The following is a 19,511-nucleotide window of genomic DNA, read 5'->3' as shown; positions in this document are numbered from 1 at the left end:
AGCCCGCAAACAGCAGCCTAGACGGCAACAGACACTATTGCGATCAACTTGCCTTAGCAGGTGGCTGTGACGCTTGTGGTTTTAGCCTCTCAAAATCAGCCTGTGATGTTGCAATACTGGTCGCTTTTGGCATTCCAGATGTATTTGTCGAAAGCGGATCGGACCTCGAACTTGGTGCCTTTTGTATATTGGGCTTGGGTACTGACGCTATTGCTTTTCCCATGCGCGATTTGGGTTTACTCTTTGCCTTGACCTCACCACCTTTGAGCCGTGTATCCAGCTTGTTGGCTAGAAAGCTTGCAGTGTTGGCAAAGGTTTTGATGTCATCAATGGCCTGCTCAAGACTGCCACTGCCAGAGCCTTTCTCAATAACATCAATCAGGCGGCGCAGCTCTTCACGATCATTCATAGCGGTGCCCCCTAACCCGCGCGCTTGGGGCCTGCAAAAGACCACCTCGGATTGTTAAGTACTGGCCTGTAAAAAACCACAGCGCAGATTTTTGAGGCTGTATAAACCATTTTGGATGTGCACTCATGGCGCCATCCTTTCTGGTGCACGCCACACAGCCTCAGCTTGCCTAGAAATGGCGCTGTCACATAGGGCTTTGAGGTTGATCAACTTAAGTGCCCACACTTTATGATCGTTAGCATCTGAGCCATTTAGACGCGCTGCATAGTGGCCTAGCTTGTTAGAGCAAATCGCCAGCGTCTCTACACTTGGATCAATGCGGTTATAACGCAGCACACGGATATATCCTTCACTGCGCCCAAGCCAGCTGCGACAAAACTCTGGGGTGTTCTGCACAATGCCAGTGGCGATCAATTCGTCTCTTAGGTGTTCTAGTAATCTTATGCTCATATGTTGCCTCCAATGCGCTGCTTGCACTGGTATTTATCTCGATTGAGCGAAGATGCGGTGTTTGTGAGCCATTTGCTGCGCTGTTCATAAGTTACAGCCGTTTTTGCAGGGTTTTCTTGTCTCGTTGATAAATACATGCGGAGACGAGCATGATATATGAACAGCGCAAACAAGAACGACAGGCTTTGATTGATCACTTGCTGACACAAGACTGGAATGTGTTCGGCACACTCAAGTTTGTGAACGGCAGAACCATTGGACGTAGCAGCGCTGATAAACTCCTGCGCAGCTACTGGAACCGGATTGATCGTATGTTCTTTGGCAAAGCTGCTGAACGTCAGAACATGCGCGTGCCGCGCTGGTGCTTTGCCCACGAAGGCTCAGATCATGAGAACTATCACGTTCACTTTATAATGAAGAGCGCACCGAACAACACAGAGAGCATGTGCTGTTTACTCAACGCTGTGTGGGCGCAACACCATACGCAAACAGCGCCATTGGCTAAGAACTGGATCATGCCAGTGCAGGACCGTGCCGCAGTGGCCAGCTACGTCACACACGAGTATTGGCGCAGGGGCAGTGATACTATTCTGGACGAGCTCAGTTGGACTGTAGAGCAGTCCTATTACCTCACGGATCATGCATTGGATGAGCACTATACTCAACAACAGGCACAACGCATTCAAAGGGCAGCCAGCCCACTCTGGCTTAGGCAAGCGCAACAGGCATTAGAAGATCAAAAGGCAGCATATGAGGCATGCAGTGATTTGCAGATGATGGAGCGTGGCTAAGCCCCTTCGCGCAGCAACCACCTGAGCAGTTTGAACACGGCAGATGCCAAAGGCGCAGGTCTTGGCACATCTTTGCTCACGAGCAGTTGTTCAAACTACAGTTAATAAACAACACAGAACATCTACAAAGCTCAAACGAAGATGATCGAACAAAGGCCGTAACACACATAGTATGATATACAGCGTCAGCGGAACAAACCGTTAGACGCTTTTTTTATGGGCGTAGGGTCGGTGTATATGCGCTGGTTAACCATATGCAATTAAATAGCATCGATCCTGCACCTATTCACACCATCTCCTGCAATAAGATATTATTACATAAAATCATATGCTTGACTGTATTTTCGGTAGTCCAATTATCAACTTGAACATACGCTTTAGCTGTAACCAAACAGCAAGATGCGCAGATGACACATTTGGCAAAATTAACATTCAAAACAGTCGATCGCAGTATGAAGCGTGATCCCATCATAGCGCGACGAGACAAGCTAATGGCAGGCCGCAAACCTGCAGTCAAACCAAGTGCTGACAAAGCTGCAGCACATGCCTGACGCTACCACGGCAAAAATAGCAGAACTTAATGATCATGCACGGCAAACATTTGGTGAGTGTCGTGTGGTGATCACTCAAGGCGTTGCTGAGCTGGGCAAGGATGATGTCGCCTACATTCTGGACAAGGTACGTAAATACAAAGACTTCACGCCCATCAACGATCCATATTTCGAGCATGACTTCGGCTCAATTCAATTTGGGGAAAGCACAATCTTTTGGAAGATCGATTACTACGACATTGATCTACAGATGCACTCACCCGATCCTAGTGATCCAGCTGTCACAACACGCATACTCACTATTATGTTAGCGGAGGAATATTGAAGCCAAACACAGACCATCTCAACACAAACACAGTAAATCTGCCCTCAACAAAGTGAGCACTGTCACACTGTCGAGCTGGTAAATTTTGGAGCAAACACGCTGTTTGAACATGCCGTGTTAACACGGCGTTTATTCGCAAGTGACCAAACACTCCTGTTGCAAACAGCGTGTTTGACAAAAAACTCAAACATGGCGTTTCCAAACAGCGTGTTTGGATTATTAATCAATAAAATCAATATAAAAATATTAACGGCGCAACGCTTTAGGGAATTCACCAAGCCCAACATTCTCAATGTATTGCGCCGCAGTTCGCAAATATCGGTTGGTTTGATTGGATATGCTAATGCGTGCGCGCTTGTTGTGCCGCTCAATCTCAAGGGCTTTTAGCGTGCGTTTGGCGCCGTACCTAGACGGAGGCATCAAGTTCGGGCGTAGCCCTGCCAATATGCCCAGATCATAAGCTCGATGTGCAGGGTTAGTTTGTTTGAGATCCCATATGGTCAAAACGCGGTGGAGCGTATGCGCAGAGACATTGGTGTAAATTGGATATTGAGCAGTTGAGTTGGACCTAGAGCTCAACCTAGGCATTATTGCGTGCGCGCGCATGTGAAGTGCTTTGATCTCTTCTTGGATGTGATGAAGTGGGCGATAAGGGTCAATATGATATACTATTTCGTGATCGTTATCGCCGTGTGTATTAAAATGTCGCTGCTCTGCGAACAGTGTCTTGTGGCCCTTCCACCATTCTAAAAAAGTGCCTTCAAAGATGTTTCCAAAGTCTCGATAAAGACGCGCGAGTTTGCCTGTGCCGCATTCCCGGCATGTTTGCCTATAATCTTTGTTGCGCTTCAAAAATGCCCACCACCAATAATAAAGAGAAGATTTATATGGCTCAGCATCTTTATAAGGCATGTTTCGGCTGCCTTTGAAGCGAGTGTGCGCAAGTTCTGCGTTGTTAGGCGGGGCTGTAACAAAGCTCAGTGCCTCCGCGTTTTCATAGGCCCAGTCTTTAGGCATGACTCCATCTCCATTTGTTGCGTTTGGAGTCAAAAACTAGCCCGATAGCTCAACTATACAAGTATTAGCATGACACTTAAATGCTGTGGCCCATCACCTGCCGATGGCAATGTTTATCGGCGGCGGGCTTTTACTCAACGGTTTGCACAACCCTGCAGGCCCAAATTGAACGGAAGAACCATGTCTGTTCAAACACAAATTAAAATTGATATCCACAAGCGGCTAGACGCAATGCACACAGCACGCGCTACTTGGGAAGAAGGTTACGCTGCGCGCATCTAATGATGAGCTCTACGCAATACTAGAGAGCGTGTACGCGCTCTATGCCGAGCTTAAAACAGAAGTTGGAAAGCGCCGTGCGTTTGCGGCTTTGCTAACGGACCTCGAAGTAAAAACACAAGCCAACACCAGTTTGGCGCTCAAAGTGATCCGCTATGTGTTCGCAAGCCAAGGACGCCGTGAAGAGGCCTACGCCCGCGTGGTTGCTATTGCTCATGACATGAAGAGCCCTGATCAAAGCTTCACCAGTTATGTGCAAGAATGTGGTGGTATAGAAGAAGTGCGCCGTGTGTCTACAACTACAAAATCAAGCTCTATGTCTAAAGAAGACTTCAAAAAGCTTGCCCTTGAAGGACTGCAGGAGGTTCAAGTTGGTGTGTCGACGTTTGATCTGCCAACGTTCATCCAGCCAAACACCGACTACGAGGAAGACTACGCAGTTGCCCTGGTGCGCTGCAATGACAACGGCACCGGCACTATTGTGTATGGTTGCAATGAAGCCGGCATCATCGATGCTGTACTCGTATCCTCCGGAAAGGACCTTGATGAGCGCGCCCAAGAAAGCCTCGCCAAGCTTGATGCAAGCGATCTTGCAACCAAACGAGCACGCGATGTCAAGGAGTTCGCCGCTAAGATGATCCGCGTGAGCCCTACAGCAACGATATCGGCTTCAGGTGACAACACTTACACCAACGGCGCTGCAAGCCAAGTATATGGCTAATTTCTGCCAACCTATGGGGCAGCATTGCGCTGTCCCATAGATCTGCAACTTCACTGAAAGGATCTGAGGATGTCATTTGACCTCAAACATTTACCGCGGACTTTTGCCGATTTGGTAATTGCAAATCCGCTGAATGCGGCTGTAATCAAATCTTATTGCGAGCAACCACCAGCTAAGCCTTTATTGTTGGCTGGCCCACCCGGCGCAGGAAAAACAGAAGCAGCCCGCGTGATAGCTCAAAGTCATTTTCTGCGCGCGCAGGATCACTACATGCATTGGGAACACAATGCTGCAAGCCTCGGTAAAAGCTTTGAAGATAAAATTATGGCCGAAGTGAACTATCAAATGTTTGGCAACTCAGACAAAGCGCTGATTGTCATTAATGAGATTGACGAGCTGGATCTGCGCAGTGTGCAACCAAAGTTTCGTGAGTTCATGGATACCAAACGCCATCTGATCCGGTTTGTCGCAACGACCAACCATAAAAACAGAATGATGGGTGCGATGCTGTCACGCTTTCGAGTGCTGGATATAGATCCACCCTCAAAAACAGATTGGGTGCCACGTGTATTAAGTATGTTGCAGGCAGAAGGCCTAAATCCAACACAGCAGGATGTGACGCAAATGTTGCAAAGCTTTAATGGCAGTGCTCGCGATTTAATCGATCTCGTCGAAGAGACAGTTATGGCCAGCAAAGTTGCAACGCTTTGACCGCTGATATTACCTTTAGCGCAACCACACAGCCCAAAACCTCATATAACGTACATAGTATGAGGTTTTAGCTTAACTCATTGAAAAATATAAGCTTCAGGCCAGGCGTCTTTTCGGTAGGAAGACCAATACCTCAGACTTTATATTCAAAGCTAACACAACGTTAGGTTTTGAGGGGAGTTTGCAATGCGCCAGGCACAAACACTAAATGAAGCTCAACTGCGCAGGGTTATACATTACTGCCGCAGCAGACGTCATCCAATTCGTGATGAGACCATTATACTGGTTAGCTTCTACGCAGGGCTCCGAGCCAAGGAAATTGCAGCACTCACAGTGGACAACATATTTGATGAAGACGGTGCTGTTCGCACACAGTTCATCTTAAGCGCACAGCAGAGCAAAGGTGGGCAAACACGCACAGTGTATCTTAATCAGCGCTTGCGAAAGGCTCTCCGCGAGTATGGTGACTACATACGCCTCGCAGATCCACAGCGTCCGCTGTTTGCCAGTCAAAAGGGCGGTCACTTCTCGGCCAACACAATGTGTCAGCTGTTCTTGGACATATACAAAGCAATTGGCCTCAAGGACGCCTCAAGTCATTCAGGCCGCAGGACATATATTACCCGTTTGGCAAACAAGGGTGTAGGCGTGCGATTGCTTGCGGCGCTTGCAGGGCATTCACATATATCCACAACACAGAGGTACATAGATGTGAACTCTGACCAGTTGAGCGAAGCAGTGGAGCTGCTTTAGCAATCAGACCTTAGCGGACCTTCAGGCAAGGTGCAGCGAATGGCGGCTTAGAGCCCAAAGTGCCGGATACTCTAGGTTGCGCGAAGGTCCGCTTTGATCATTCTGTACGCTCAGGAGAGCCTAGACTTGGCAGTAGACCAATCATCTTGGTAGCGGCATTACGTACCGCTTATCAGTTCTTGTTAACCACGTTTAAAGCGTTACTGTCATCTTATGGGATTAAAGAGTCTTCTTTCTGCGCGATCATCTGCGAAAAATGCAACCCTGCGTTTGCTTGCAGTGCGCTCAAGACGTCCCGGTCGTATTCCTTTTGCTAGAATGCGTGCGGGGCCGGGTAACAAGTAACTAGACCCACCACTTCAAAGCATTCAAAAGGAAATATTATGTCATCCCATGACCGTTCACTCTATCTGCGGTATGCAGAGGCCCTAAGTCATCCAAATGATTTTTCCGGCGCAATTGCCGCGTTCTTCGCCGCGGACGCCAACATCAATGTTGTTCACCCTTTCAACGAACTGCAGGGGGCAGACACATATCTCAACAAATTCATGCGTCCGTTACAGAAGTCGTTTGATGGACTTTACAGACGGAACGACATTTTCATGGCTGGTCAATTTGAAGGACAGGACTGGATCAGTTCTACAGGCTACTATGTCGGACGGTTTGCCCAAGACTGGATCGGCATCAAGGCAACCGGCATGCTTAGCTATCTGCGCTATGGTGAGTTTCACCGCGTTGAGAAAGGCAAGGTGCTCGAAAGCTACATCTACCTCGACATTCCGGAATTGATGATCGCCTGCAATCAATGGCCATTGTCGATGGGGCCGGGAATGTCGCGCGGCCACACCGGGCTAATCCAAGGACCGGCGAGCAGGGATGGCGTCATCATAGACGCTACCGATCCTATCGAAGACCAACGCAGTTATCAGATAGTAACAGATATGCTGGCTGGGTTGGCGACCAAGGATGAAGCTTGGCGGCCCTACTGGCACGAGAACATGATGTGGTATGGTCCAGGCGCATTTGGCAGCTTTGTTGGTATCGATGAATTTGCATCTTTTCAGGTTCCGTTTGAGTCCCAGTTTGACGGATGGTCTGGCGGATCCAAGGGTAATGGAATGACCAAGCATTTCACAAGGTATGGAGAAGGAAATTACACGTGTTCAGGAGGTTGGCCATCCCTGACTGGTGTCAACGTGAAACCATTCTTGGGACAAGGTCCCACAAATAAGAGGGTCTTTATGCGGGTCTGTGACTGGTGGCGGCGGGAAGATAGCCTTCTTATCGAAAACTGGGTATTTGTGGATGTCCCGCATGTCTTGCTGCAATTGGGATTTGATCCGTTACCCAACTGGCAGAGTCGGCAAAACTAATGCTCTTTACTTGATGCGTTGAAAAATTCGCTGGCAAACTAGCGTCTAAGTTCTGAATGTCTGCAGTCAATTGCGGACATTCAAATTGAACCGGGCAATGGCAGCTTTGTCCGCATAGCAGACATCCATGCATAGTTCAGCCAACGGCCGTAATCCATTCGTCATTCGGATATACTTACGACAACAAGATATATAGATAAAAACTCTCTATAGTTAAGCACTGCGGTGGAGCTGCTGTAAGCGTTGGTCCCTTCACAAAATGCTTAAACGCCCAGAATAGCAATAAGCCCTCGTTCTGACAGTTTACCATGCTCAACAAGTTCAAGGGCTTTGAGGCGTATGTCTGGCGCAACACTGTAGGCGTCTTGATATGTCCCAATCACAGCTAGAGTGGCCTTTTCAGTCAGGAGCCCTTTGTCGAGCATATCCAGTGCCTTGAGACTGGCTTCGGTCTTTTTATCGATTGGCTGCTGGTCGTGTGAACTTACCTGCAGTTCCTCTGTTATGGCTTTTTCAGGCTGCTCTTCTGGCTCGTTTGGCAGACTTTCTTCAATAACTTCTCCCACGGGACTATGCAGATCATCATCTGATATTGAAAAGCCCTGCACGCGCTCTGCTTTGTACTCTTCGTATGGCGTGTCATACCTCTTGCCCGTGAGCATTTCTTTTTTTAGACGGGGCGTGAGATGACTGTAGTGGCGCTCTATCATCAAAATAGAGGTCCCCATTTGTACAGCAAGCGTGTGCACGTCCATGCCATCGTTAAGAAGCGAGAATGTAGCATAGGTATGGCGTAAGCTATATAGCGTGCGATCCTGCCCTGTTCTTGGACAAGTGAATAATCCAGTATCCCTCATGAGGATCCTAAACGTCTGCCGCAAGTTGGCGCTGGCAGTCCCATCGGGCAGTCGGAAGACAGGCTCGTCTCGTTTTGACTTAATCAGTTGCTCAAAACTCAAATGCGCAATATCGGGGCATCTGCTTTGAATGCGCTTGAGATAGTTTATGGTCCCTGCCCGACAGATAATGTCACGGCGACCTGTTTTGCCCGAAACACTCATTTCCAGGTATTTAAGGCCCTTGTCTTCAAAGAGGCTGATGTGTTTCCAGCGCAGGTTATTAGCTTCTGTTCCATGCCGCATGCCCGTGTTTGCCAGAATAAGAATGTAGTCACGCAGCAGATGGCGCATGTCACGTGACTTACCCTCTCGCCCTGCATCAATCCAACTGGGCAGTTTGCGAATGAGCGTCGCATATTCTTCTCTGGTGAAATCAGGCCGACGAACGCTATCCCGTCCCTTATTCACCAATACAGGGATCTGAGACTTATTCATGTATCCACGTGCCACGGCTTCATCGAAGATCCGATTAAGTGCAGAGTTATGGGTATTTAATGTGGACGCTCTTGGCTCTCGCCCCATCTTCTCTTCACGCCAGCGCGCAAACTTTTGCAACATCTCATAATCAATACTGGTGACAAAGAGATCTCCAAAGAAGGGAACCAGATACTTATCAATCACGATGATGTAATCACGAAAGCTCTTCTTGCCTACACCATTCTCAAGCTGCTCTTTCATGGTTGCTCTACACAGTGCAGCGACATCAGCAAACCGTTTGGAGATAACAGGCAAGCCGTTCTTTTGGGGAAGCGATAATCAAGGTAAATCTCGCGCGCCGCGTCTGTAGCATCCTGCAAGATGCGCTTCTTGGTGCTCACACGGACTTGTCGTCCGTCCATCATAAATACAACTTGCCAAATTGAGCTGCGTTTACGTTTAAAGAGACGAACCTCACCATCCATCAACGTGGGCGTATTTGGGTTCAGTTTAGGCAATACAATCACCGTGTTTAACACTGTGATTCTGCACTCATAATTCTCAGAAAGCGAGTGAAAAAGTGTGCTAGAGGTGTGCTACGCGCAAAACGCGTCAACCGAAATATTAAGTCACTGATTATAAAGGGATTTTGGTAGCGGAGGAGGGACTTGAACCCCCGACACGCGGATTATGATGAAATATATTTTAAATAAACTATATAACTACAATGACTTATTTGCATATTCCTACGGTGTGTTAAAAAGTGCGCTAAACTACGACACGCAGACTATGCGATCACCGTGTTCAACACGAAAATCATGCCCCTGTTAAACTCAGAACGCAAATAAATATGCTTTTTTCCGTCAAATATTTCCCCGCCATTGCACGTCTCAATTTAACCCAAAGAAATGTGACTCTCGCTAACCGCGCGTCGTTTGGATTCCGTGTTCTGTTGCTTGCTCCAAAGACAAGAACGCAGGGCTTTCATCTCAGCTGTATCACAGGAACCAAAATCTCATGTAACGCATATTGTATGAGATTTTCGCATAAGCTATTGAAATAATTAAACTTTAATAAGATTTAAAAAGTGAGCTCAAAATGAAATCTCATCATGTGCCATTGAACCATACATATTGTGAGATTTTCCCCGAAAAACACCCAAAAAAGGTGGCGCTGCGGAGCAGATTTCGGTCGCCCAGCCCAAACCTCAGACACTACAGTGTTTGCAAGTAGAAGATGAGATTTTCGGGGAACTGCACATGAAACACGCACAAACACTGAATGAGGCACAGTTTCGCAAGGTACTGCACTACTGCCGCACAAGACGGCACGCCAATCGGGACACAGCTATTTTTATGGTAAGCTTTTTTGCTGGACTTCGTGCTAAAGAAATAGCTGCACTTAAACTGGGTGACGTGTTTGACGCCGAAGGTCGTGTGCGTGAGCAGTTTACTTTAGAAACGGACCAAACCAAAGGCGGGCAGCGGCGCAGCGTGTTTATCAATAAGCGTCTGGCAAAAGCACTCGATGACTATGGGCTCGATAAAAACCTGAGCAACTTAGATCGTCCACTGTTTGAAAGCCAAAAAGGCGGTCACTTCTCACCCAATACAATGTGTCAGCTGTTTTTGGACATTTTGAAAAACTGTGGGTTTAAGGATGCTTCAAGCCATTCGGGACGTAGAACCTATATTACCAGATTGGCAAACAAGGGAGTGGGTGTACGATTACTCGCAGCACTTGCGGGGCATTCTCATATCTCCACTACTCAGAGATACATCGACGTAAATGCAGATCAGATGAAAGAGGCTGTGGAGCTTTTATAACATGCGCTTATTTAGCGGCAATTCGATATGCCAACTGGCCCACAAGTTCTCGAATGACAATATTGAGGTTGCGCATGTTTCGTCCAAAATTCCATCCAATATGATCAGCAAAGGCGGCTGTGCGATAATCAACTGGGTAGGCCGTCAAATTGGGCCAGCCCGCTGTTTCAAAACTGCGCATTGCACGCGGCATATGAAATGCGCTGGTTATTAGGATCCAGTGCGTATCAATCTTGGGCTGGACTATGTCATAACTAAGTTGGGCATTTTCAGCCGTATTACGTGACTGTCCTTCAATTAATAATCGTGGTTCTAGGATACCATGCGCAGCAAAAAACTCCCGCGCTAAGTCGCTTTCAGATTTTGCTGCGCTCAGTGCATGGCGTAGCGCTCCACTACCGCCTGTGAAAAAAATTATAGCTTCTGGATATTTGCGTGCCAGTGCTAAAGCGGCGACATAGCGATCACCCCCTTCGCTCAGTTCGGGTCGACCCCAGCGGCGTGACACATTGAGGTCTCCACCACCACCTAGCACAATGATGCCGTCTACACGTTCAGGAGCGGAGTTTGCTGAGTAGGTTTGCTCAACCCTAGCCAGAAAGGGATCTGCAAGCGGGAAAACGGATAAGACAACCACACTGAGCAGCGTTACACCCGTAATCCATAGAGCGGTACGGTAACTTTGACGTAGTAGTGCAACCATTAAACCGACCAAAGCCAGGACAAGCCAAGTTTCTACGAGCAAGAAAGCACCTACAATTTTTGCAATGATGAAAAATCCAGTATCCATGCGTCGTCATAGCATATTTATATTAATCGACTATACATTGTTATGGGTTCAGATCAGACTTAAAAAGCAGTAGAATTGCTGTGAGGGCAACATCAAACCCCTAAAATAGCGACCAACCCTCGCTCGGATAATTTCCCATACTCCACAAGCTCGAGCGCTTTAATCCGAACGTCAGGCGGAACACTGTAACTTTCTTCATGTGTCCCAATTGCAGCTAATGCCGCTCGCTCTGTGAGCAGCCCTTTGTCGAGCATATCCAGCGCCTTTAGGCTGGCTTGGGTTTTTTTATCGCTTGATTGGTTGTCTGCTAAAGGTGTTGGCTCTGAACCCTTTGTGATTTCTTCGGGCTGTTCTTCAGGTTCATCGGGTAGGCTTTCTTCAATGGCATCATTTACGGGACTGTGTAAGTCATCCTCGGATATGGAGAAGCCCTGTACCCGCTCTGCTTTGTATTCATCATAAGGCGTGTCATAGCGCTTGCCCGTAAGCATTTCTTTCTTAAGGCGCGGTGTGAGATGACTGTAGTGGCGCTCTATCATCAAAATAGAGGTCCCCATTTGTACAGCAAGCGTGTGCACGTCCATGCCATCGTTAAGAAGCGAGAATGTAGCGTAAGTATGGCGTAAGCTATATAGAGTGCGATCCTGTCCTGTTCTTGGACAGGTGAGTAATCCAGTATCCCTCATGAGGATCCTAAACGTCTGCCGCAGGTTCGCACTGGCAGTCCCATCTGGCAGCCGGAAGACAGGCTCGTCTCGTTTTGACTTAATCAGTTGCTCAAAACTCAAATGCGCAATATCGGGGCATCTGCTTTGAATGCGCTTGAGATAGTTTATGGTCCCTGCCCGACAGATAATGTCACGGCGACCTGTTTTGCCCGAAACACTCATTTCCAGGTATTTAAGGCCCTTGTCTTCAAAGAGGCTGATGTGTTTCCAGCGCAGGTTATTAGCTTCTGTTCCATGCCGCATGCCCGTGTTTGCCAGAATAAGAATGTAGTCACGCAGCAGATGGCGCATGTCACGTGACTTACCCTCTCGCCCTGCATCAATCCAACTGGGCAGTTTGCGAATGAGTGTCGCATATTCTTCTCTGGTGAAGTCAGGCCTGCGAACGCTGTCCCGCCCTTTGTTCACCAGCACAGGGATCTGAGACTTGTTCATATATCCACGTGCCACGGCTTCATCAAAGATCCGATTGAGTGCAGAGTTATGGGTATTCAATGTAGAGGCTCTTGGCTCTCGACCCATCTTCTCTTCACGCCAGCGCGCAAACTTTTGCAACATCTCATAATCAATACTGGTGACAAAGAGATCTCCAAAGAAGGGAACCAGATACTTATCAATCACGATGATGTAATCACGAAAGCTCTTCTTGCCTACACCATTCTCAAGCTGCTCTTTCATGGTTGCTCTACACAGTGCAGCGACATCAGCAAACCGTTTGGAGATAACAGGCAAGCCGTTCTTTTGGCGAAAGCGATAATCAAGGTAAATCTCGCGCGCCGCGTCTGTAGCATCCTGCAAGATGCGCTTCTTGGTGCTCACACGGACTTGTCGTCCGTCCATCATAAATACAACTTGCCAAATTGAGCTGCGTTTACGTTTAAAGAGACGAACCTCACCATCCATCAACGTGGGCGTATTTGGGTTCAGTTTAGGCAATACAATCACCGTGTTTAACACTGTGATTCTGCACTCATAATTCTCAGAAAGCGAGTGAAAAAGTGTGCTAGAGGTGTGCTACGCGCAAAACGCGTCAACCGAAATATTAAGTCACTGATTATAAAGGGATTTTGGTAGCGGAGGAGGGACTTGAACCCCCGACACGCGGATTATGATTCCGCTGCTCTAACCACCTGAGCTACTCCGCCAACGCGCTCGATTTAGGCTTATTCCTAAACTAGGTCAAGTTCATTATCCAACATATGCCGCTTAATACAGTTCTCAAGGCTGCAAACCGCTGGGAACACTGATTAAGGCAGCGGCTTTCCTACATAGACCAACTGCTAGCGGATAGCTTAGCAAAAATTCACACTTTTTTATTAGGGCGCAGGGTTGCCCCTGATTATCGCTGCAAACTTCACTAAAAATCACATCAATTCGTCACGTTTAAAGCAAATCACGCTTTTTTATTCCGCGCAAATTTGCTCAACCGTTCAACTTTGCCCGTTCTCCACCGCTACGTCAAAGGAACAGCCGCTTTTTCAAAATAACATCGCCCTCACCGGCCAATGCGATACGAGAGATAGCCTCTGATAAAGTTTCATAAGTTACAGACATTCGATGCGCATTGGCATGAATCAACTTTGCTTCGCTGACCATCAGCGCCACATGGCCTTTCCAAAACACGAGATCGCCGCGTTGCAACGCTGCATCTGGCGGTAAAACGGCCCCCAACGCGCGCTGTTGTAAATCACTGTCAGCCGGGCAGTTATACGCGCAAATCATGTGACTCAATCGAACAAGGCCCGAGCAATCAATTCCCAATGCGCTGTCGCCCCCCCAAAGATAGGGAACGCCGAGCAATTGTTCCGCAACGGCCACCGGGTCTGACGGCGGATCGGTTAGCGCCTGAACATGTTGTTTGGGCACCCAGCCGAACTGGGTTTTTATAAAACCAGTCTCCTCCTGTAGGTTTTGCAGTTGACTGCCCATCACCAAGAGCCCTGTGATGCCCGACTTCATATCACACTGCCCATAAGAATGGCTGATTGGCACCGAGATATAATGCGTGCTTGGCGCTTGGTTTGGGGGTCGAAGTTGCTGTGATTGTATATATCCAACATAACCATGCGCGCGGGCTTTTACAAAACTCCACCCCGCATGCTCGTCATAGACGGTTACTTGTTCTCCGGGATAGAGTTGCCGCTGCAGCGCGCCCGCAGGGGCGCTGCATAAATTGCCAAGGCCACCCGCAACTTGTTGCGGCCAGCCTTCAACAAATCGCTCGGCCTGCACTTTGCCTTTCAGGTCAAGCGCAGCCACGCGGCCGTTACAGGCTAAAAGTCTGGGATCTCTCATAACGAAAGAAGTTTCGGCAAAGCCGAGGCGAGCGCACGGATGCCTTGCGATGTTCCCCCCTTCGTGATGCCTGCGGCGGCCTTTGGCGCCCAACCGTAAATATCGAAATGTATGTATTTATCGGCCTCTGCGACAAACCGCCTTAAGAAAAGGGCCGCCGTAATCGAGCCTGCAAACCCGCCTGCGGGCGCATTGTCTAGATCCGCAATACCAGGTTCAATCATCGGCTCATAGCCCTCCCAAAACGGCAGTCGCCATAGCGGATCAAGACTGGTTTTACCCGCCTGCATCAACATCTCGGAAATTGCATCCTGATTGGTGTAAAAAGGCGCCAGCTGCGGGCCCAGCGCCACCCGCGCGGCGCCCGTCAATGTTGCCAGTGAAACAATTAAATCCGGCTGGTCTTCGCTGGCATAGCTCAGCGCATCGCCAAGCACCAATCTTCCTTCTGCATCTGTATTGTTGATTTCAACGCTAAGCCCTTTGCGCGAGATCAAAATATCTTGCGGTCTGAAAGATGCCCCCGAGACCGCGTTTTCAACCGCCGGGATCAAGACCCGCAACTGCAGGGGTAAATTTAAATCCAAGATTAACTGCGCCAAAGCCAGCGCATGGGCGGCGCCGCCCATATCCTTTTTCATCAATCCCATCGAGGATCCGGGCTTTAAATTTAGGCCTCCTGTATCAAAGCATACGCCTTTGCCCACCAATGTCAGTTTCGGCCCCGTCGTTCCAAAGCCCAGATCGATTAAGCGCGGCGCGTTCGGCGAAGCCCGCCCAACGGCGTGAATCATAGGAAAATTCTGATCGATCAAAGCCTCGCCAATGATCACATCCAAAGTTCCGTGATATTGCACCGCCAGCTGACGGGCGACCACCTCAATCTCGGCGGGGCCCATATCAGACGCGGGCGTATTGATCAGATCACGGCACAGAGCTTCAGATTTTGCCAAGCTTTCGATATGCCCTTTATCCATACCGGACGGTGCGATTAATCGAGGCAGCACCCGTGACGTTGAGCGATACCGCTCAAACGCATAGCCCAAAAGCAACCAGCCTAAAACTTCATATTCCGCGTTCTCTAAAGGCACGGGCTCGGGCAGCTTATAGACACCGCCTGGTAATTTTGCAGCGGCGGCGGCCAATACAAAGCGGTTTCGCGCCCGGCTTTGCGTATCGCCCAGCCCCAAAATTGCAAGTTCTGCTTCACCGCTCGCAGTTGGGCACAGCACAGCTTCACCAAAACCGCCGGTAAACCCCTGCTGGGCGATCCAGCGCTGGGCGGGCGCCGCTAGGCCCGCCACTACCTCATTAATAGTGTCACTGTTGCATAACAGAACAGGAATAGAAGCGTGATCTTCTGATATAAACTCGAGCGTCATAGGGCGCGTTTCCTTCGGTTTGGCGCAGAACGCGCGCTTAGTCTTTGCCGCCGCGGTCGCATGTCAAATACGATCAGACAGCAGGGGTTGAAATATTTTAACACCGTCTGATAGTAACAATGACGGTGGCAAAAGAACAGATATGGCAGATCATCTTCGCCTCTGTTATCGCCACTGCGTAGATGCGTTTATCTTTGTCTAGAAAGGCCCCCGCTTATGGATTTTGTCAAACCGCTTCCCGCCTATCTCATTCAACGCTATCATGGATGGTTCGCGACGAACTTTTCCGAAAACCAGGCCTGGTATAAGCGATTGGCCACTGAGGGCCAGCGCCCAAGAGCCATGATTATTTCCTGTTGTGACTCGCGGGTGCATGCCACATCTATCTTTGGCGCAGAGCAAGGTGAGTTTTTTATTCATCGAAATATTGCGAATTTGGTGCCGCCTTATAGCCCGGATGGGTCGCAACACGGAACCAGCGCTGCCGTCGAATACGCGGTCACCGCGCTCAATGTCTCGCAATTGATCATTCTGGGGCATTCAAATTGTGGCGGTGTAAAAGGATGCTTGGATATGTGCCGGGGCCACGCACCGCAGCTTGAAGAGAAAACCAGTTTTGTTGGGCGTTGGATGGATATTTTGCGGCCGGGATATGAGGCGATCAAAGATCATTCTTCCGAAGAGGAGATGGCTCAAAATTTGGAAAAGCAGGCGGTGCTGACATCTTTGACAAATTTGATGACCTTTCCTTTTGTAGAAAAGGCGGTTCAAGATGGTTCGCTATCCTTGCACGGCTTATGGACGGATATTGGCGAGGGCAGTTTGGAAGCCTTTGACCCGACGACGCAAAGATTTAAGCCTGTCTAAGCTTTTCAGAATAAATTTAAGCAACAAAAACACTTCCATGCGCTGCCGCAAAGACTTGTTTTGAGTTTTTCTGCGTGCCTATGAGGCAAGCAGATCACGCCGCGTTATCGTTTTTCGTCTGTCTTAATCGCATGATCGCAATATTTGCGTTTTGAATATCCTGCGAAAATTGACGTTTGACCTCATCACTCGTCATTTTCGGTGTGGCCAGTGCGCGCAGTGATTGTGCAATTAAATTATGGGTCTGCTCTGTTTTCTCTTTATCAGCCGACATGTTCTTCGAGTCCAAAAATTCTCATACGTTACTGTATAGCAAACTGCAAATACTATCAAAGACGAACATTCGGATACGTTTTAACTCCTTAATATAATCTCTATATGCTGATGAATCTCTTTATCAAATTGATAATACTTAAGGAAGAGGATTTTTACAAAACGCGTATTTTGCGATAATCTGAAACTATCTAAAAGCGCAGATATTTTGGGATCAGGCTTTTTGGAGCACGCGCTGGCCTAACACTTCGGCGATTTGAACCGCATTGAGTGCCGCGCCTTTGCGCAAATTGTCAGACACGCACCATAGGTTCAACCCATTTTCTAAGGTGCTATCCTGCCGGATGCGGCTGATAAATGTTGCGAAATCACCAACGCATTCCACGGGTGAGACATAACCCCCATCCTCGCGCTTATCGATTACCATCAAGCCAGGCGCTTCGCGCAGGATGTCGCGGGCCTCATCCTCATCCAAGAACTCTTCAAATTCGATATTAATCGCTTCGGAATGCCCCACAAAAACCGGAACCCGCACGCATGTTGCGGTGACTTTTATTTTCGGATCAATAATCTTTTTGGTTTCGGCAACCATTTTCCATTCTTCCTTGGTGGTGCCATCTTCCATAAACACATCAATATGAGGAATGACGTTAAAGGCGATTTGTTTTGGATAGACTTTTGGTGCCACTTCCTGGCCCGGCACATACATGCCTTTGGTTTGGTTCCAAAGCTCGTCAATCGCGTCTTTGCCGCTGCCCGACACTGATTGGTAGGTGCTGACCACCACGCGCTTGATGGTGGCACGATCATGAAGCGGTTTGAGCGCAACCACCATCTGCGCGGTTGAGCAATTGGGGTTGGCGATTATATTTTTTTTAGAATATCCAAAAATCGCATCCGCATTTACCTCCGGTACGATCAACGGAACATCTGGGTCATAGCGATATAAAGAGCTGTTATCGATCACAACGCAGCCGGCCTTGGCTGCGCGCGGCGCGTGCAGTTTTGTGGCTTCAGAGCCCACGGCAAAAAGTGCGATATCCCATCCAGAAAAGTCAAATTGTTCCAAATCTTTAGTTGATAAAATCTGATCGCCAAAACTCAATTCGGTTCCCAAGGAGCGTCTGCTTGCAAGCGCAACGATTTTATCGATTGGAAAATGCCGTTCTGCCAAGATATTCAGAATTTCTCGGCCAACATTGCCCGTGGCGCCAACAACAGCAACTTTATAACCCATAATTTAAGCTCCTTACCCCGTCTAAACGGCTTGCGATCTTAGTTAGGCGGTATCTAACGCAACAAGTGTGGTTAGGAAAGGCGAAAGCGGCCCTTTCAAATTGAATATCACCCCCGTCAAGCAGGCCTTTCAGCCGCGCCACAGCGCAGGGCCTGCCCGGGCCGCCCAAATCGGAGGCAAAATACTTACTGGGTTAAATTTTTGGCCGAGGACTTAATCGCCGCATATTGGCCAGAAGGGCGAAAACACCACAGATATTCTGGTAAAATCGCCTCAAGGGATGTGGGCTCAATTCCCATATCTGCAAATCCTTTAGCGGTTTCGGAGACGATATTATCAACCGTTAAATCTTTCAGTTGATCCCGCGTTAAGATCCCGTTTTTGAAAAGCCTAAGCGTGACCGTTTCTAAAAAATCGAACCCGGCCGCCATCGGCCGCGCCATGAAAAATGGAATATTCACCAAAAGGCGGCGACGCTCAATCACCGCTAACATACGAGTCATCAAACCCGCAAAATCAATGATTTCTGGCCCGCCAAGCTCATAAGTCCCGGCAGGTGTTTCCCGCGTCAGCGCGATTTCAACGGCTTGGGCAATATCATCCACATAAACCGGTTGGAAGCGCGTTGCCGCTCCGGCAAAGGGCAAAATAGGCCCTGTTTGGGCCATTGAGGCAAAGCGATTGAAAAACTGATCTTCAGGTCCAAAAACAACAGAGGGCCTAAAAATATAGGCCTTTGGCATATGTCTCAATACGGCCTCTTCGCCGGCGCGCTTACTCTGCGCGTACTCACTTTCCGAAAGGCTTGCGCTGGCCAAGGATGAGATATGCACCAAGCTTTGCACACCGTTTGCCGCCGAAAGCCTGGCAATACGCGCGGCGCCGTCTTCCTGAACCGCTTTAAAATTATTCTTTCCCAAGCGATCAAACGTTCCAACGCAATTCACCGTCGCATCGGCGTTTTCCAAAGTGGCTGTCACGCTGCCATCGTCGCGGATATTGCAAAAAACAGGTTCAACTTGCCCGACCGCTCCGTATGATTTGACGAATAGAGCCTCATTCGGACGCCGCACAGCAACCCTGACGCGCCATCCTTGTTTCGCCATACGACGTGCAATATAGCGCCCGACAAACCCCGAGCCTCCAAAGATGGTTACCAATTGCGACATAGGCTTCTCCAACGATTGTTCCTTGCGGGCTTGAATACTCTGGCTATCGCCTCTGAGCAAGATGCAAATATCTGAGGAAAACCCAGAAACGCGTTGACTCCACAAATCGCTATAGCTACACGCACAAAGATGGTGAGTGCCCAGGTGGCGGAATTGGTAGACGCGCTAGCTTCAGGTGCTAGTGTCTGTATGGACGTGGAGGTTCGAGTCCTCTCCTGGGCACCAAAATTCTATTAGAATATGAAATA

General features: G+C 48.7%; 18 protein-coding genes, 2 tRNA genes and 3 pseudogenes. 9 read left to right on the top strand and 14 right to left on the bottom strand.

Features of this window, described 5'->3' with window-relative positions; all coding sequences use genetic code 11:
* Nucleotides 1–43: 43 nt before the first annotated feature.
* Both GN241_02085 and GN241_02080 read right to left on the bottom strand, forming a co-directional pair.
* Nucleotides 44–409 carry a hypothetical protein gene (locus GN241_02085; GenBank protein ID XAT56251.1) on the bottom strand — a complete coding sequence of 122 codons (366 nt, stop codon included), beginning with the start codon at nt 407–409 and terminating at the stop codon, nt 44–46.
* Nucleotides 410–661: 252 nt separating this feature from the next.
* Nucleotides 662–859 (bottom strand): annotated as a pseudogene (locus GN241_02080) (hypothetical protein).
* Nucleotides 860–1,008: 149 nt separating this feature from the next.
* Here GN241_02080 and GN241_02075 point away from each other — a divergent pair.
* Together GN241_02075 and GN241_02070 are read left to right on the top strand one after the other, a co-directional pair.
* The gene (locus GN241_02075; protein ID XAT56250.1) at nt 1,009–1,650 is read left to right on the top strand and encodes a hypothetical protein; all 642 of its coding nucleotides are present in this window, start codon (nt 1,009–1,011) and stop codon (nt 1,648–1,650) included.
* 543 nt (nt 1,651–2,193) lie between these two features.
* The gene (locus tag GN241_02070; GenBank protein XAT56249.1) at nt 2,194–2,526 is read left to right on the top strand and encodes a DUF3768 domain-containing protein; all 333 of its coding nucleotides are present in this window, start codon (nt 2,194–2,196) and stop codon (nt 2,524–2,526) included.
* Nucleotides 2,527–2,772: 246 nt separating this feature from the next.
* Here GN241_02070 and GN241_02065 read toward each other — a convergent pair whose 3' ends face one another.
* Nucleotides 2,773–3,576, bottom strand: coding sequence for a hypothetical protein (locus GN241_02065; protein ID XAT56248.1), 804 nt, complete (start codon nt 3,574–3,576; stop codon nt 2,773–2,775).
* A gap of 277 nt (nt 3,577–3,853) precedes the next feature.
* Between GN241_02065 and GN241_02060 the strand changes: the two genes are divergently transcribed.
* From GN241_02060 to GN241_02045, 4 genes are all read left to right on the top strand, one after another.
* Nucleotides 3,854–4,543, top strand: coding sequence for a hypothetical protein (locus GN241_02060; protein ID XAT56247.1), 690 nt, complete (start codon nt 3,854–3,856; stop codon nt 4,541–4,543).
* Nucleotides 4,544–4,612: 69 nt separating this feature from the next.
* The gene (locus GN241_02055; GenBank protein ID XAT56246.1) at nt 4,613–5,254 is read left to right on the top strand and encodes an AAA family ATPase; all 642 of its coding nucleotides are present in this window, start codon (nt 4,613–4,615) and stop codon (nt 5,252–5,254) included.
* Nucleotides 5,255–5,440: 186 nt separating this feature from the next.
* Nucleotides 5,441–6,007, top strand: a complete 567-nt coding sequence (locus GN241_02050; protein ID XAT56245.1) for a tyrosine-type recombinase/integrase — start codon at nt 5,441–5,443, stop codon at nt 6,005–6,007.
* A 383-nt stretch (nt 6,008–6,390) separates the two neighbouring features.
* On the top strand, nt 6,391–7,380 hold the full coding sequence (locus GN241_02045; protein ID XAT56244.1) for a hypothetical protein: 990 nt from the start codon (nt 6,391–6,393) through the stop codon (nt 7,378–7,380).
* A 263-nt stretch (nt 7,381–7,643) separates the two neighbouring features.
* Here the strand turns inward: GN241_02045 and GN241_02040 are convergent, their stop codons facing one another.
* Together GN241_02040 and GN241_02035 are read right to left on the bottom strand one after the other, a co-directional pair.
* Complete coding sequence (locus GN241_02040) at nt 7,644–8,570, bottom strand: tyrosine-type recombinase/integrase (protein XAT59148.1); 927 nt, start codon at nt 8,568–8,570, stop codon at nt 7,644–7,646.
* Between the two features lie 12 nt (nt 8,571–8,582).
* Nucleotides 8,583–9,214: pseudogene (locus tag GN241_02035) on the bottom strand (site-specific integrase).
* Nucleotides 9,215–9,955: 741 nt separating this feature from the next.
* On the opposite strand from GN241_02035, the gene GN241_02030 reads away from it, so the two are divergent.
* Complete coding sequence (locus GN241_02030; protein ID XAT56243.1) at nt 9,956–10,522, top strand: tyrosine-type recombinase/integrase; 567 nt, start codon at nt 9,956–9,958, stop codon at nt 10,520–10,522.
* A gap of 7 nt (nt 10,523–10,529) precedes the next feature.
* Here the strand turns inward: GN241_02030 and GN241_02025 are convergent, their stop codons facing one another.
* The 6 genes and pseudogenes from GN241_02025 to GN241_02000 all read right to left on the bottom strand — a co-directional run bounded on the left by GN241_02025 (nt 10,530) and on the right by GN241_02000 (nt 15,717).
* Nucleotides 10,530–11,312, bottom strand: a complete 783-nt coding sequence (locus GN241_02025) for a YdcF family protein (protein XAT56242.1) — start codon at nt 11,310–11,312, stop codon at nt 10,530–10,532.
* A gap of 92 nt (nt 11,313–11,404) precedes the next feature.
* The gene (locus GN241_02020; protein ID XAT59147.1) at nt 11,405–12,331 is read right to left on the bottom strand and encodes a tyrosine-type recombinase/integrase; all 927 of its coding nucleotides are present in this window, start codon (nt 12,329–12,331) and stop codon (nt 11,405–11,407) included.
* Between the two features lie 12 nt (nt 12,332–12,343).
* Nucleotides 12,344–12,976 (bottom strand): annotated as a pseudogene (locus GN241_02015) (site-specific integrase).
* Nucleotides 12,977–13,108: 132 nt separating this feature from the next.
* A tRNA-Met gene (locus GN241_02010) sits at nt 13,109–13,185 on the bottom strand.
* 313 nt (nt 13,186–13,498) lie between these two features.
* On the bottom strand, nt 13,499–14,335 hold the full coding sequence (locus GN241_02005) for an NLP/P60 hydrolase (protein ID XAT56241.1): 837 nt from the start codon (nt 14,333–14,335) through the stop codon (nt 13,499–13,501).
* Nucleotides 14,332–15,717, bottom strand: a complete 1,386-nt coding sequence (locus GN241_02000) for a leucyl aminopeptidase family protein (protein XAT56240.1) — start codon at nt 15,715–15,717, stop codon at nt 14,332–14,334. Before GN241_02000 ends, GN241_02005 begins: the two co-directional genes overlap by 4 nt.
* 216 nt (nt 15,718–15,933) lie before the next feature.
* On the opposite strand from GN241_02000, the gene GN241_01995 reads away from it, so the two are divergent.
* Nucleotides 15,934–16,584: a carbonic anhydrase gene (locus tag GN241_01995; protein ID XAT56239.1), complete on the top strand. Its 651-nt coding sequence runs from the start codon at nt 15,934–15,936 to the stop codon at nt 16,582–16,584.
* A 94-nt stretch (nt 16,585–16,678) separates the two neighbouring features.
* Here the strand turns inward: GN241_01995 and GN241_01990 are convergent, their stop codons facing one another.
* From GN241_01990 to GN241_01980, 3 genes are all read right to left on the bottom strand, one after another.
* The gene (locus GN241_01990) at nt 16,679–16,858 is read right to left on the bottom strand and encodes a hypothetical protein (protein XAT56238.1); all 180 of its coding nucleotides are present in this window, start codon (nt 16,856–16,858) and stop codon (nt 16,679–16,681) included.
* Between the two features lie 213 nt (nt 16,859–17,071).
* A complete protein-coding gene (locus tag GN241_01985; GenBank protein XAT56237.1) occupies nt 17,072–18,094 on the bottom strand; it encodes an aspartate-semialdehyde dehydrogenase in 1,023 nt (340 codons plus the stop codon).
* A gap of 185 nt (nt 18,095–18,279) precedes the next feature.
* Nucleotides 18,280–19,263, bottom strand: a complete 984-nt coding sequence (locus GN241_01980; protein XAT56236.1) for an NAD-dependent epimerase/dehydratase family protein — start codon at nt 19,261–19,263, stop codon at nt 18,280–18,282.
* 138 nt (nt 19,264–19,401) lie between these two features.
* On the opposite strand from GN241_01980, the gene GN241_01975 reads away from it, so the two are divergent.
* Nucleotides 19,402–19,488, top strand: a tRNA-Leu gene (locus tag GN241_01975).
* Nucleotides 19,489–19,511 lie beyond the last annotated feature (23 nt).

Source organism: Rhodobacteraceae bacterium IMCC1335 (genome assembly GCA_039640495.1).
Classification (GTDB): Bacteria; Pseudomonadota; Alphaproteobacteria; order Rhodobacterales; family Rhodobacteraceae; genus Thalassovivens.
Note: the sequence above shows the minus strand (reverse complement) of the source record. Positions and strands in the feature narration are given on the sequence as shown.

What these genes read in the sequence shown, in the direction of transcription:
- GN241_02085 (XAT56251.1), bottom strand. Translation starts at nt 409, where the DNA reads ATGAATGATCGTGAAGAGCTGCGCCGCCTGATTGATGTTATTGAGAAA.
- GN241_02075 (XAT56250.1), top strand. Translation starts at nt 1,009, where the DNA reads ATGATATATGAACAGCGCAAACAAGAACGACAGGCTTTGATTGATCAC.
- GN241_02070 (XAT56249.1), top strand. Translation starts at nt 2,194, where the DNA reads ATGCCTGACGCTACCACGGCAAAAATAGCAGAACTTAATGATCATGCA.
- GN241_02055 (XAT56246.1), top strand. Translation starts at nt 4,613, where the DNA reads ATGTCATTTGACCTCAAACATTTACCGCGGACTTTTGCCGATTTGGTA.
- GN241_02050 (XAT56245.1), top strand. Translation starts at nt 5,441, where the DNA reads ATGCGCCAGGCACAAACACTAAATGAAGCTCAACTGCGCAGGGTTATA.
- GN241_02045 (XAT56244.1), top strand. Translation starts at nt 6,391, where the DNA reads ATGTCATCCCATGACCGTTCACTCTATCTGCGGTATGCAGAGGCCCTA.
- GN241_02040 (XAT59148.1), bottom strand. Translation starts at nt 8,570, where the DNA reads ATGCGCCATCTGCTGCGTGACTACATTCTTATTCTGGCAAACACGGGC.
- GN241_02030 (XAT56243.1), top strand. Translation starts at nt 9,956, where the DNA reads ATGAAACACGCACAAACACTGAATGAGGCACAGTTTCGCAAGGTACTG.
- GN241_02025 (XAT56242.1), bottom strand. Translation starts at nt 11,312, where the DNA reads ATGGATACTGGATTTTTCATCATTGCAAAAATTGTAGGTGCTTTCTTG.
- GN241_02020 (XAT59147.1), bottom strand. Translation starts at nt 12,331, where the DNA reads ATGCGCCATCTGCTGCGTGACTACATTCTTATTCTGGCAAACACGGGC.
- GN241_02005 (XAT56241.1), bottom strand. Translation starts at nt 14,335, where the DNA reads ATGAGAGATCCCAGACTTTTAGCCTGTAACGGCCGCGTGGCTGCGCTT.
- GN241_02000 (XAT56240.1), bottom strand. Translation starts at nt 15,717, where the DNA reads ATGACGCTCGAGTTTATATCAGAAGATCACGCTTCTATTCCTGTTCTG.
- GN241_01995 (XAT56239.1), top strand. Translation starts at nt 15,934, where the DNA reads ATGGATTTTGTCAAACCGCTTCCCGCCTATCTCATTCAACGCTATCAT.
- GN241_01990 (XAT56238.1), bottom strand. Translation starts at nt 16,858, where the DNA reads ATGTCGGCTGATAAAGAGAAAACAGAGCAGACCCATAATTTAATTGCA.
- GN241_01985 (XAT56237.1), bottom strand. Translation starts at nt 18,094, where the DNA reads ATGGGTTATAAAGTTGCTGTTGTTGGCGCCACGGGCAATGTTGGCCGA.
- GN241_01980 (XAT56236.1), bottom strand. Translation starts at nt 19,263, where the DNA reads ATGTCGCAATTGGTAACCATCTTTGGAGGCTCGGGGTTTGTCGGGCGC.